Source organism: Prosthecobacter sp. (assembly GCF_049294395.1).
Lineage (GTDB): Bacteria > Verrucomicrobiota > Verrucomicrobiia > Verrucomicrobiales > Verrucomicrobiaceae > Prosthecobacter.
Genome location: NZ_JBAQCR010000382.1, coordinates 1 through 13190 on the forward strand (window position 1 = coordinate 1; position 13190 = coordinate 13190).

The following is a 13190-nucleotide window of genomic DNA, read 5'->3' on the forward strand; positions in this document are numbered from 1 at the left end:
GTTCAAGCCCCCCCCCCCTGCGCCCACCTGCCGCCCTCCGGCCATTTGCATTTTTACCGTTCTCAGTTTTCAGTTCCTCATCCCTCTCTTCCCGCCCACCGCTTCCGCCCCATGCCCGACGTCTTCACCCCAGCCAAGCGCAGCGAGGTGATGAGCCGCATCCGCTCCACCGGCAATGCCGCCACGGAGCTGCGCCTGCGGGATCTGCTGCGCGCCGAAAAGATTACCGGCTGGCGGCGGCATGTGTCTGTGTGCATGCCGCATCCCCGCGCCGCAGAGAAGAAGATCCGCAGGCCCCGCGTGCGACCCGACTTCGTTTTCAGAAAGGAGCGCGTCGTCGTCTTTGTGGACGGCTGCTTCTGGCACGGCTGCCCCCGCCACGCCACCCGCCCCCGGCAGAACCGGAAATTCTGGGACGAAAAGATCGCCCGCAACCGCCGGCGGGATCGCCTCGTCACCCGCGAGCTCCGCAAATCCGGCTGGACCGTCCTCCGCCTCTGGGAATGCGCCCTGTCCCGCAAGCGCCAGGCCCACACCCTGGCCCGGGTGAAGAGGGCGCTGGGGATGCCAAAGTAGCCCTGTTCCTGCGGAACAGGGAAGCGCGCCGCAAACACCTGCCATGTGGGACCACCGTGAAGCATGGGCGATGCGAAGCCCTCCCTTGTTGCACAGCAACAAGGCAACTTTCACGCGCCGCTACATCCAGACCCATCATGACGGTTGCAGCCGGGCGGCTGATGGAGATAATGGCGCATGACTGTGACCCTGCCACATGCTTTGGAGTCGTTCGTGAGCCAGAAGATCGCCTCGGGTCTATATCGTGATGCGGACGAGGTGGTGGCAGAGTCCCTGGGGCTGCTGCGGCAGGAGGAGCATTGGAAGGCGGCAGCCTCTGCAAAGATCGACGCTGGTCTCAGCGATCTGGAGCAGGGCCGTGTTTTGACCGAAGAGCAGTCGCAGGCGCAGATGGCGGAGTTCAAAGCCCGCTGGCGTGCAGGGGCATGAGCGGGGTGCTTTACAGTCACGCCGCGCAGGGCGATCTGCAGGACATCTGGGCCTTCATTGCGCAGGACAATCCCGAGGCTGCCGATGTTTTGGAGGCGGACATCCGCGCCGAAGTGCAGCGACTGGCGGAACTGCCCTCCCTGGGCCATCGCCGTCGTGACCTGACACTGCACGATCTATGGTTTCACACGGTGCGGAAAAACTACCTCATCGTCTATCATCATAGAGAGCGACTGGAGATCGTGCGCGTGCTGCATGGGGCGAGAGATGCCGTGCATGAACTGAGGTGACTTCTCGCTGCCCAGTGCCTGCGCCGCCCTCAAAAACCACGGCAACTTCATCCCCCCTCTCGGCTTCCACCTCTTTCCACGCACCGCCGCCACCTGCACTCCGCTGCGGCCCGTTGCCATTTCCGGCACCGTGTTTTTGACCCCTCCGCACCCTCATGGTTGCCGGTTGCCCACCCTATATTTTCGAAATGGCAACCGGCAACCGGAGGCCTTGGGAGGGGAAGAAAAAGGGGGCTGCGAAGGGCTGAAACCATGGCCCGACTTGACTCATAGTCCCTAGACTCATCGTCCAAGGTGGCCGGCATGAGGACTCATCCGCCCATGTATATCTCATCCGGCCTTCGCACAGCAAGCATCACCCTATGCGGCGAATCGCGAGCCATGGTAGCCTGCCGCCGGATGGTCAGTTCAAGCCAGTGGTTCAGCGTGCTGCCGCTGCCAGACGATCATTGGGAGATCACCGTGAAGGTGGAAAACGAAGCACGGCTTCGCGCATGGTGTGAGGATCACTCAGCTACATCTTCATAAACTTCACCCGATGCTCTGCCATGAAGGCGAGATCGGGTAGCACGGAGTCTGTCGGCAGTTCCAAAGTCTGGCCCTCATACGCAGCGAAGTTTTCCTGCACCGCACGCTGCGGCAGCTCGCTGCGCAGGCGCTTGGAGAGCAGCAGGCGCAGGTTGTCATCAAACGAGATCAAATGGCGGTCAAACGCCGCATCGTGCAGCCGGGAGAGGCAGAGGCCGTTGCGCACATTGAGCCGTTCGCTCTCATGAGTGCTCCAGGGTAAAATATGTGAAGCAACGAGCAGACCTCGGATGCCCAGCTGCGTCACGCCGCATCGGCCAGCAAAGTTGTTCACGACAGCATTTTGAAAGTAGTCGTGACCAAGCCGAATTTTTTGTGGCTTAACGGCTGTTGTTGGCCCGGAGGGTGGTGCTTTGATAACATGAATGCCTTGCTTGGTAGGGACTTCGACTGTGTCATCTGGCCCCGCTTTCATCAGCTCGCGCAGCGCCGCTTCACTAGCTGGAACTGTTTCATCTAGATGGCCGTGGAACTCCTGCCACATTATTTCATCGAGTTTGCTAGCTCCACTGAGCCCCTTGATGCCGCGCAGCTTCAGCGCCGGATCCAGCGATGCCAGATTGCCTAGCTTCATTGCCACACTCCCCGCCGTGCGCTCCAGCTTCTTTGCCAGCGTGATCACCGTCGGCTGCCGCTCATGCATCTGCCCAAACCGCAGCTTGTGGTACACATTCAAGAGAATGAGCAGCTCATGACGGGTCCAGTTTTTTCGCGCAGCCATTCCAGGAAACTAAAACCCCTGTGCGTTGCTGGGAAGTCATGATTTTTAAAAACGACTCTCTCGATCCTGCCGCCGTCTTTGCCTGCGCCACTTCACTGCGGGATGCCTGCGATCAGTCCGCCAAGCTGCAAGACCTCAGTCTAAGCGAGCTCTTTCAGGGCATGGATCAGTTCTACCGCGAGGCGATGCGCATTGCCGCCTTGTTTGAGGAGTGGGCCTGCAAGCATGTGGTCTTTGATGAGACGGAGGACGTCTGGCCCTATCTGCTGGAGGACAAGTTTGGAGCCGCATGCCTGCAGCGCATGAGTGTGGAGGATCTGAGCGGCTTCGACGCCGAGGACTGCCCGGATGTGGCCATGAAACTCCTGCTGCCATTAAATTATATAGACGCGCAACCGCGCCTGCCGCTGGACGTGAAGGCAATCAATCCTGTTCCAGCTTCCCCCTTCACCCACTGGCGCATTCAAACCATTCGCTGCCTGAGCGGCGACGACAACTTTGAGCCGATGGTCTATGGCGATGATCCTTTCGATTCTGAATACGAGCCCTCCATCCTCGCCCTCTATGGTGTGAATGCCGAGGGGCTGGTCGAGCACATCAAAGACTTCGACCGCTATGCGGATGCCGTGGCCTTCGTGGGTAAAATCGCGCCGGGCGTCGAATTTCCTGAAGAGCCGGTGGTGAAAGCGCAGGGGATTTGATGCCCGGCGGGCGCTGTCGGAACTGCTATTGCCCGGTTGCCACATGGCAACCGTACACCCCTTTTCGGTTGCCATGGGTTGGGCTTCGGGTCTTCACAAACGTGCGTCGAGTTTCCACAGGATGCCACATTCTGCCATCAAATGCTCCAAAAAACGAGGGGGCTGAGGGGCTGGGTTGCCGGTTGCCATTTCGAAAACATAGGGTGGGCAACCGGCAACCAGAGGTGCCGTGTGGAGCGGGCTGATGTGGATTTTGGCTGTCGTCGTCCTGGTCGTAGCCGTCGTCATCGTCGAAATCGTCATCGCTGGCGTGGACGCGTATTTTGCCGCGCCCCTTGGACGGCGAGGCTTTCGGCGGCAGCAGCTTGTTTGCGCCGCCGCTGAGACGGCCATCCCGCAGGGCTTTGCGCGCCCATTTGCTGACGGTGCCCTTGTTCTTATCCATCATCTCCGCGAGGTCCTTCTGGCTCGTCACCCCTTCCAGCACATGCTGGATGAACTGCTCGTATTCCGAGACCTGCGCCAGCTCACACTGGATGTCCGTGATGCCGGTGGTCTTGTCGGTGGTGAAGTGCCAGAGCATGTCGGGGAGGGGATCGCCGGTGTTGCGGGAGGGTTTGGCGAAGTGGCTGACGAATTTCGCGCCGGGGTCGCTTTCCAGGCGGGCGTCGCGCAGCTCGATGATCCAGGAGCAGGCGTCTTCGCGCTTGGAGTGGCCGCGCATCATGCCATTGCGCCCGGCGTGGTGGACGACGATGACGGTGATCTTCCGCCGGCGCAGCTCCAGCAGCCAGTGGGAGAGGGGCTCGTAGTCCATGCCTTTGTTTTCATCCACGCCGGAGGCCAGTGAGCTCAGGTTGTCCAATATCAGGACCTGGTAGCCCAGCTGGATGATGAGGTCGGTGACGCTGTGCAGCAAGAAGCCCTGCGCGCTGCCATTGCCCAGGCCGATGGGACCGATGCCGTCCGTGCCAGCATAAGTCGTGTGATTGAAGCTCGTCGTGTCAGCCACGGCCAGCACGACCTCATGGCTGGCCATGCGCCCCCAGGTGGCCGCACGGTGACTCTGATCAATGTCTGCGGCTTCAAGCCGTTCATTGGAAAGCAGACGGTAGGAAGCCTTGGCAGCCGCTTGGCTGCGGCTGCCTTCAGGGATGGAGGCCTGCGGCTGCGCCGCCCAATCGGCCGCCACACCCATACCACTTTCTGGCATGCCGCCCGGTTTTTGTGCCCTGATCGAACACCCACCCTGCGTGAGCTCACCAGCTCACGCGAAAGCCTGCGAACACGGTGTGGCTTTGGTAGTTGGTGCGGAAGAGCTCGGCCTGGTAGGCGAGGTAGACGGCGTAGCGGTCCCACGCGACATTCATGCCTGCGGTGACGAGGGCGCTGTCCCGCCCGATCCGGGGGCCGTAGGCTGTGAAGGGATTGCCGGAGCCATTGGCAAACTGGGAGGTGATGCCGAGCTGGGAGTCCAGGTACTCATGCTGCCACTGCATGCTGAGTGAGGGCGTGACCCGGGCCGCACCCACGAGGGCGGTGTACGCGGCACGCAGGCCGATGCGTGAGCGCAGCGACTCCTGGCTCTGGGAGCCAAAGCGCAGCGGCTGCAGCGAGCCGGATTCCTCAAAGCTGTCGATGTTTACGTGCGTGTAGCGCAGCGATGCCATGGGGGTGAAGGTCCATTGATTCACCTGGATGTCGTAGCCGGTGCCGAGGTAGGCGTCAAAGCTGGTGCTGTTGGTGCTCCCCGTGGCCGTGCCGCCGAGGGCGCTGCGCCGGGTGTCATAGCTGTTGAAGCTGCCGCCCACCATGAGTTCGGTGTAAAAGGCGCCGCTCATGTACATCGCATACACCGCTGCGCGCATGCCATCGGCGGTGAGCCTGCCGCCGTCCGTGAGATCGCTGTTGGAGCGCGCATAGCCGAGCGTGACACCCAGGACCCAGTTCTCATTCAGGCGCACATCCGCGCCGATGGTGCTGCCCACGGACTGCACATCAAAGCCGTTCGCATTGGCGGTGTTTCCCAGGCTGGCGTACTGGCCGGTCGCATTGGCAAAGAACCCATAGCGGTAGTTGTTGTCTGGCGACATGGCGGGGGAGAATCCAGCGACGGGGTGGACGTCTTTGCCGCTCGTGGTCGGCGCCTGCTCAGCGGCGGTTTCGCTCCAGCCCGCACTGCGGATGGAGGAGAGGCGCTGCTGCACACTGAGGATCTCCGTGTCCAGCTGGGCAAAGGCGATGCTGTAGATCGCCGTCAGCTCCTCCGGGGCGATTTTTTCCAGCTGCTGCGGCACGGCATTGATGTTGAGACCGTTGAGATAGGCCAGCACCGGAGCCTGACGCACATCGTTCAAGGCGGAGTCCAGCGCAGCCGCCACGGCCGTTTGATTCGGGGTGAGCGGGATGAGGCTCAGCGCATTTCCAAAGCTGTTCTGCACCGCATTTACAAAGACGGCCGTGGGGGTGTACACGACGACGAGATTCACCAGGGTGCCCGGGCCCGCGAAGGGATTGACCACTGTGGTGAACTGGCCTGCCACATTGCCTGCTTGGATGATGTCAAAGCTGTCGCCCAGGTTCGGGCGCAGTCCGCCGGCTGTGGTGATCACCAGCGTGCCGCCGAGGTTGGCCGCGCCGCTGATGAGCAATTGGTCATGGTTGGCCGGGGTCACCAGCTCGGTGGCCAGCAGACCGCTGCCGCCCTGGGTGTAGGTGCCGTTGATGGTGAGGGCGCCCACGGCGGCCCCCGGATTCACCGTGCCCAGGTTCATCACGTTTCCGGTGATGATGCCCGTGCCATCCAGATTGCCGCCAGCCTGGATGTTCACCGCCGGGGAGTTGAGGGCTCCGGCCACGGAGACCGTGCTGCCTGCCGCCACCGTGGTGCTCAGGGCGGTGAAGCTGCCGCCCGTGAGGATATTAAGCGTGCCCGCAGCGATGCTGGCAGGGCCGGTGACCGTGGTCGCGCCGCTGATGCCCAGGCTGCCGGTGCCTGCCTTGATCAAACTGCCTGCACTGGTGACCACGCCGCTGAAAATCGCCCCGGCTGCGTTGTTCACGGTCACTAGCGGTGCCGCGCCGGTGAGTGCCAGACCGCTGGAGATCGTCACCAGCCCTGCGCCGGCATTGATGGTGAGGCCCGGGTTGCCGGCCAGAGTCAACGTGTTGGCTCCGGCGATGGTGACCGCCGCCGGGTCTTTAATGGTCAGCGTGTTGATGGTGAAATCAGCGCCCAGGTTGGTGCTCTGATTGGCCGCGCCGTTGGCGGAAAAGGTGATGTTGTCCAAAGCGGAGGGGACGAGCAGCGAAGGCGTGCCTGCCACATCCACGGCCCAGTTGCCCGCCGTCGTCCACAGACCGCTCGCGGCGCCCAGCCAATGCGTGGGGCCGTTCACCAGCAGGGGCGTCATGGCGATGTTGTTGCTGTCCATGGTCACCGCCCCATTCAGGGCCAGAGCCCGCCCGTCCAGCGTGGCCCCGGTATTGAGTGTGATGGAGGTGTTTGCCAGGATGGTGCCGATAAAGGCCGAGTTCACCCCCAGTGTGGCTGAGCTGCCCACCTGCCAGAAGACATTCGCCGCCTGCGCGCCGTTGATCAGATTGATGCTGCTGCCGGCGGCGGTGATGAGCGTGGAGCCCGCCTGAAAAACCCACACCGCATTGGGATTTCCCATCGCATCCAGCGTCAGCGTGCCAGTGATGCCAAAGGAACTGGAGTCCGTATGCACCCCGGGGGCCAGCGTCAGTCCGCCCAGATCCGCGATCGGCGCATAGATGATCGTCGGCAGGCGGCCGGCGGCGTCATTGAAAGCCGTGAGCAGATCGCCCTTGCCGCTCAGGGTGATGGCATCTCCGCCGTGATTGATCCCTGTCAGGGTCACCGAGCCAAAGCCCGTCATCGTGGCCGTGGGCAGGCTGCCCACATCTCCGATGATGGTGGTGGGCCCCGTGTTGGTGATGCCCGCCCCCGCCAGCACCGCGAAGTCCGCCGCCTGCCCCAGCACGATGGGGGACTCAGCCGCCGAGAGGTGGAATCCGGCCACAGCGGCCGTGGTGATCAGGCACCATGAGATGCGCCTTAGGAGGGTGGGTAAAAATTTAAGACTGGGAAATGAGGTCATGTTATTTGTTTGGAATTTATAGATACAATAAAAAGAATATATTTTTGGGGTGTGAATTACTATGGGGTGATCACCCCATAGTAGTTTGTTGATGCAAAGAATGGCCGTTAATGATTCTAAGCTGTCTGCTCAATGACGGGTGCTTCCCGTCTCACTCGACACCTGAATCTCGGGGAGAGATGCCAAGGTCACCGCCTCGCCTGGATAGGCAAAATGGCAATTGAAGCATCCCGGCTCATGCCCAGTGGCGGTTGTACCACCCGGTGGCTTTTCTGCTCCCAGCTTCCACCACGGCTCACATGGGGCGTTTGAAAAAACATCACCGTACGCACTCCCCGGCGATGAACCGTGATGGTGAGGGAGGGGGTGCAGTAGGAGGGGATCATCTTGATCCCTCAGGCCAGATCTGCGGAGTCATCGGGTCCGGTTTCAACCGGGGATGCCGTCCGTCATCCCCCGTTCCCAGAGTCCCTCATCCGCGCTTCCATCTCTTTCAGCAGCCGCTCCGCCTCGGCCGGGGGCAGGTAGGAGAAGCGCAGGACTTTTTTCCCTGCCAATATCACCAGTCCGAGGGGCTTGAGCTTCAGCCCGGAGATCTCGTTCCAGGGCACCACCTGCACCGTGGACCCATGCTCCTGGATGTGCACGCCCTCCGGCTCCAGCACCCAGGTGAATCTCCGCATCAGCAGCCAGTCCATGGAGAAAGTCAGCGAAAGAATCAGTCCAATCGCCAGCCACATGCCAACCACGAACTCCACCAGTCCCTGAAGCGGCAGCCTGCCATCGGTCAGATACCGCTGCCCGTAGTACCCGATGATCAAGATCGGCGTGAGCTTCAGCAGCAGCAGCTTCAGCACAGGCCGCCACAGGTGAAAGGGGAAGGGACGGGGCTGCAGCTCGGTGATTTGCGGCGGTGGGGCACCCGGTGCTTCTTGAGCAGGCGCTTGCAGGCCTCGTAACACTCCAGCGGGCGGTAAGTGCTGGCTCCATGAAAATCCACGAGGCCGATCTCCACGGTGGCATGCACCAGTTTGCGAAAGTCGGCACGCAGCCGTGCGGGGACAGCCTCGTCCAAGTCGAAGGGCCAAGGATCGCCACGGCCATTCAGCAGCAGCCGCTGCCCCGCCTGCTCCCAAGCGGACAGGTTATCTGCCTTCGTGATGCTGAGCAGATGCGCGATCAATTGCTCCACCGCCGGATGATTGATGCCGTGGTGCCGGCAAAAAGCCTCCAAGCAGTACGCGCCTTTGACCTGAAGCGGAATGAACTTGGGCCGGGTCATGCCGTGCGGGTGAGGGGTGGAAGAGGCAGCATGCCCCACGCTAATCATGGCAGGGGCCAATTCCAAGCCCGGCATGCTTAGAACTTTAATCTACCGCAAGCCGAGCCAGCGTTTCAGCGCTGCTTCGACCTTTGCCAGTGTGGCCTCATCACAAACAGTCAGACGGCGGATCAACTGCACATCCGGCACCGTGCCGATCGACTGTACGTCAAACACGCCCGGAGCAAACTTGGCATGCTGATGCGGCACCTCGTATTCGGTGCCGCGTGCGCTGGTCGTGCGCGCCACATAGCTGACCAAGGCCCGCTCTGCATCTTTGTAGCGCTCACTGAGGATGAGCACGGGCCGCACCTTCTGCACCATGCCCAGGTCAATGAGCCAAATTTCGCCACGCATGGCAGTCAGTCTTGCCACTGTTGCTCCGCCCCTTCCTCGGCATCAAAAAGGGCAAAAACACTCGCAGAGGCGGAGATGGTGGCATCGCGCTCCATGAACCACGCACGCAACTCCAGCCACTGCTCGCGGGGCAGCGTCTCGATGGCTTGTTCGATTTCAAGGACGGTACTCATCGTTGGATTTTAAGGGGCGGAGGCGCTGATTTCAACTGGGGATGCGTCAGGCCCCATTGCTTCACGAGAAGCGTACAGGGGGCTCGCGCACCACCCCCCTGCATTTCCCCCGAGAGAATGCTTGCCAAACGTCCGCCGCAGAGTCGTATCTTGCGCTTCCCTTTTATGATGACTCGCCTTGCCCTGATTCTCGTTGGTTCGATCGGCCTCGCCGCCCATGCCTCGCAGCCGACATCGCTCGCCGATCTGCCGGACGCGCATCCCGAGGCGGAGCTGAAGGCCTTCGTGGTCCCTGAGGGCTTTGAGGTGAATCTCTTCGCGGCGGAGCCCATGATCCAGAAGCCCGTGCAGATGAACTGGGACGCGCAGGGCCGCCTGTGGGTCGTCACCAGCACCACCTACCCGCACATCAAGCCCGGCGAAGAGGCCAAGGACCAGGTCGTCGTGCTCGAAGACACCGATGGCGACGGCAAGGCCGACAAATCCACCACCTTCGCCGAAGGCCTGCACATCCCCACCGCCCTCGCCCCGGGAGACGGCGGCCTCTATGTGGCCAATTCCACCGAGGTGCTCTTTTTGAAGGACACCAACAACGACCTCAAGGAAGACGAGCGCACCATCCTGCTCAGCGGCTTCGGCACCGAGGACACCCACCACCTCCTCCACACCTTCCGCTGGGGCCCGGAGGGCATGCTCTACTTCAATCAGTCCATCTACATCCACACCCACATGGAGACCCCCCACGGCATTCGCCGTCTCATGGGCGGCGGCATCTGGGAGTTCCGTCCGGAGACGCGCCGGGCGGAAATCATCAGCAAAGGCCTCATCAATCCCTGGGGCCTGGAGTTTGACCGCTGGGGCCAGAGCTTCGCGTGCGACGGCGCAGGCGGGGAGGGGATCAATTTCATCTTCCCCGGCTCCGTGTTCGCCACCTCCCCGGGGGCCAAGCGCATCCTCCACGGCCTCAGCCCCGGCCAGCCCAAGCAGTGCGGACTGGAAATCATCGAAGACCCCCACTTCCCGGCCGACTGGCAGGGCACCTTTGTGCTCAATGACTTCCGCGGCAACCGCGTGAACCGCTTCCAGCTCACCCCCAGCGGCAGCAGCTACATCGCCAAGCAGCTCCCCGACCTCCTCGCCTCCACCCACCGCGCCTTCCGCCCGATCGACGTCAAGATGGGCCCTGACGGTGCCATCTACATCGCCGACTGGTACAATCCCATCATCCAGCACGGCGAAGTGGACTTCCGCGACGCCCGCCGCGACCACCAGCACGGCCGCATCTGGCGCATCACCGCCAAGGGCAAACCGCTCAGCCCCAAGGTCCAGATCGCCGGTGCCCCCACGGCAGACCTGCTGGAAATGCTCAAGTCCGACCGCAACCACGTGCGCCGTTTTGCCAAACGCGAGCTCCGCGACCAAGGCGCCGCCAAAGTCACCCTGGCCCTGGACGAGTGGGCTGCCAAGCTGGACAGCACCAAGGAAGCCGACTCCCACGCCCTGCTCGAAGCCGCCTGGGCGCGCGAAGGCGTGAACTCCTTCTCGCCCACGCTCTGGCGCAGGCTTTGGGAAAATGGGGACTACCGCATCCGTGCCGCCGCGCTGCGCATCCTGAGCCACCGCTGGAAGGTGTTCCCTGAAGTGATGAAGGTGCTGGAGCAGGCCGTGGCGGACGAAAACGCCCAGGTGCGCCTCTGGGCTCTGGCCGTGCTGGCAGACATGCGCAAGCCCGGAGCCGTCAGCCTCGCCCTCAAGGTGCTGGACCGCCCGATGGACGACTCCCTCGATTTCCTCCTGGAGCAGACCTGCCGTGAGCAGGCAGACATCTGGATGCCCGCAGTCGTCGAGGGCAAGCTCAAGCTCGACGAGCGGCCCAAGCACCTCGTCTACGCCATGAAGAGCACCGGCCGCAGCGATGCCCTGCCCCCCCTCTTTGCTGCGCTGAAAAGCGGCAAGCTCAGCGCTGAAGACGCCGCCGCCGTGCTCGACATGGCCGGCAGCGCCGCCGACGCCGCGCAGGCCGGGACCATGGTCGACATGGTCAACGACGCCTCCATGGCCCCCTACTACATCGGCCTGCAGGACGCCCTGGTGAAGGCCGCCACGGACCGCAAAGTCATCCCTGAAGGCGCGAAGGACATCGTGATGGCCTGGTTTACCCGCCCTGAGCCCCATGTGGTACACCGCACCGCCATTCTCGCCGGACTCTGGAAGGTGGAACCCGCCCGCGACACGCTGGTGGCCCTGCTGACCGACGCCAAAACGATCCCTCCCATCCGCGATGGTGCCACGCGTGGCCTCACCGCCCTCGGCGGTGTGAAGTCCCGTGATCTCTTCGACAAGCTCTTCACCGAATCCCAGGACAACGGCCTGCGTGCCCTCATGATTGACGGCCTGACCAGCGTCGGACCGCAGCTCGCGGCCAAGCGCGCCGTCGAGTTCCTGGCCAAGGCCGAAGTGGATGCCGCCAAGCCCATCCTCACCGTTTTCCTGAAGAACAAGCAGCTCCCCGGCGTGCTGGCCAAGGAGTTGGAAGGCAAGACGATTCTTGACTCCGTCGCCGTCGAAGGCATTCGCATGGTCACCTCCCGTGGCATCCAGGGCCCCCTGGCCGAGGCCCTCAAAAAAGCTGGTGGCGTGAAGCAGATGGACCGCCCCCTCACCCCTGAGGAAATGAGCGCCATGGTGGCCAAGGTGAAGACCCAGGGCGACCCCGCCCGTGGCGAGGCCGTCTACCGCCGCCAGCAGATGCTCTGCACCACCTGCCACGCCATTGGCGAATCCGGCGGCGTGCTGGGGCCAAACCTCGTCAGCATCGGCGCCAGCGCCCCGGTGGACTACCTTATTGAAAGCCTGCTGGAGCCCAGCAAGAAGATCAAAGAAGGCTACCACATGGTCATCATCAGCAAAAAGGACGGCGGAGTCATCTCCGGCGGCCTCATGAACGATGGCGCCGAGGAGTTGACGATTCGTGACCCCGCCAATCAGATCGTCAAAGTGGCCAAATCCGGCATCGCCAGCCGCCAGATGAGCCCCGTGAGCATGATGCCCCCCGGCCTCACAGCCAGCCTGCGCGAGGACGAATTCATCGATCTCGTGCGTTTCCTCTCCGAACTCGGCCGGGAAGGGGCCTACAAGACCCAGCCGAACCGCTACGTCCGCACCTGGAAGGCCATGGGCAAGATGGAGCAGAAGGACGTGGACCACGTCCGCCACGTGGGCAGCTTTGCTCTGAACGACGACAAACACCCCTTCCCATGGCAGATGGCGCTCAGCCAGGTGAATGGCGACCTTCCGCTGGCCGATCTGCCCGCGGCGCAGAAAATGTATCCTTGGTTCCCGAAAATCGTCCAATTTGGCCTGAAATTGGACGGTGCTGGCAAGGTCAAACTCGGCTTCAGCGCCGTGAAGGGCGTCGTTGTAGCGGTGGACGGGGCAGAGCTAAAGGAATTGCTGCCCCAGCAGGAGCTCGAATTGAGCGCCGGAATTCACCGAATTAGCGTGCTGATTACGCGGGATGCTGGGGAACTGGCGGCTTTGCGCGTGGAAATCCTAGATGGACCTGCAGTGGCGGTGCCATGAGGCTTCTCAAAGGCGAAAAATCGTAAAGTCGATGTATTTGCATTGACGGGACAGATCCATTTTCGCTATTCTGAACGCTAGGCTTGGAATGCTGTCTTACCCCGACGTGCATCCACGCACCAACCATTTGCTTATACCCATGAGAAATCATCCCATCGACCAGACGCACAACGAAATGCTCGTTGGGTCGAACGGTTGTGACTTTTTAGGGTTTCCCATGGATGCGCAGGTTCAGTGTCTAAACGCCGCCGTTTCGCTGTCTTGTGTCCTTTTCTTCCGCCTTTTTTAAAATTCTCCCGCGCCGCCCCTGCCCAAACTTTTATCTCTG

The 13190-nt window shown here is 62.1% G+C and carries 12 protein-coding genes; 5 read left to right on the top strand and 7 right to left on the bottom strand.

What is annotated here, in order from left to right:
• Window positions 1–111 precede the first annotated feature (111 nt).
• The 3 genes from WAW39_RS25525 (at window position 112) to WAW39_RS25535 (ending at window position 1295) form a co-directional block, all read left to right on the top strand.
• Entirely contained in the window at window positions 112–576 is a 465-nt protein-coding gene (locus WAW39_RS25525; protein ID WP_422321982.1) for a very short patch repair endonuclease, read from the top strand.
• A 177-nt stretch (window positions 577–753) separates the two neighbouring features.
• Complete coding sequence (locus WAW39_RS25530; protein WP_422321983.1) at window positions 754–1005, top strand: type II toxin-antitoxin system ParD family antitoxin; 252 nt, start codon at window positions 754–756, stop codon at window positions 1003–1005.
• Window positions 1002–1295, top strand: a complete 294-nt coding sequence (locus WAW39_RS25535; RefSeq protein ID WP_422321984.1) for a type II toxin-antitoxin system RelE/ParE family toxin — start codon at window positions 1002–1004, stop codon at window positions 1293–1295. The genes WAW39_RS25530 and WAW39_RS25535 overlap by 4 nt, the downstream gene beginning before the upstream one ends.
• Before the next feature lie 514 nt (window positions 1296–1809).
• On the opposite strand, the gene WAW39_RS25540 is transcribed toward WAW39_RS25535, so the two are convergent.
• Window positions 1810–2604, bottom strand: coding sequence for an HNH endonuclease (locus WAW39_RS25540; RefSeq protein WP_422321985.1), 795 nt, complete (start codon window positions 2602–2604; stop codon window positions 1810–1812).
• Window positions 2605–2642: 38 nt separating this feature from the next.
• Here WAW39_RS25540 and WAW39_RS25545 point away from each other — a divergent pair, with 38 nt between their 5' ends.
• Window positions 2643–3305: a hypothetical protein gene (locus tag WAW39_RS25545; protein ID WP_422321986.1), complete on the top strand. Its 663-nt coding sequence runs from the start codon at window positions 2643–2645 to the stop codon at window positions 3303–3305.
• A gap of 25 nt (window positions 3306–3330) precedes the next feature.
• Here the strand turns inward: WAW39_RS25545 and WAW39_RS25550 are convergent, their stop codons facing one another.
• From WAW39_RS25550 to WAW39_RS25575, 6 genes are all read right to left on the bottom strand, one after another.
• Complete coding sequence (locus tag WAW39_RS25550) at window positions 3331–4518, bottom strand: AAA family ATPase (protein WP_422321987.1); 1188 nt, start codon at window positions 4516–4518, stop codon at window positions 3331–3333.
• Between the two features lie 46 nt (window positions 4519–4564).
• Window positions 4565–7429, bottom strand: a complete 2865-nt coding sequence (locus tag WAW39_RS25555) for an autotransporter domain-containing protein (protein ID WP_422321988.1) — start codon at window positions 7427–7429, stop codon at window positions 4565–4567.
• Window positions 7430–7878: 449 nt separating this feature from the next.
• Window positions 7879–8286, bottom strand: coding sequence for a hypothetical protein (locus WAW39_RS25560; protein WP_422321989.1), 408 nt, complete (start codon window positions 8284–8286; stop codon window positions 7879–7881).
• The gene (locus WAW39_RS25565) at window positions 8280–8711 is read right to left on the bottom strand and encodes a hypothetical protein (protein WP_422321990.1); all 432 of its coding nucleotides are present in this window, start codon (window positions 8709–8711) and stop codon (window positions 8280–8282) included. The genes WAW39_RS25560 and WAW39_RS25565 overlap by 7 nt, the downstream gene beginning before the upstream one ends.
• A gap of 90 nt (window positions 8712–8801) precedes the next feature.
• On the bottom strand, window positions 8802–9107 hold the full coding sequence (locus WAW39_RS25570; RefSeq protein WP_422321991.1) for a type II toxin-antitoxin system PemK/MazF family toxin: 306 nt from the start codon (window positions 9105–9107) through the stop codon (window positions 8802–8804).
• 5 nt (window positions 9108–9112) lie between these two features.
• A complete protein-coding gene (locus tag WAW39_RS25575) occupies window positions 9113–9280 on the bottom strand; it encodes a hypothetical protein (protein ID WP_422321992.1) in 168 nt (55 codons plus the stop codon).
• A gap of 165 nt (window positions 9281–9445) precedes the next feature.
• Between WAW39_RS25575 and WAW39_RS25580 the strand changes: the two genes are divergently transcribed.
• Window positions 9446–12862 (top strand): PVC-type heme-binding CxxCH protein, encoded by a 3417-nt coding sequence (locus WAW39_RS25580; RefSeq protein WP_422321993.1) that lies wholly within the window; start codon window positions 9446–9448, stop codon window positions 12860–12862.
• Window positions 12863–13190: the final 328 nt, after the last annotated feature.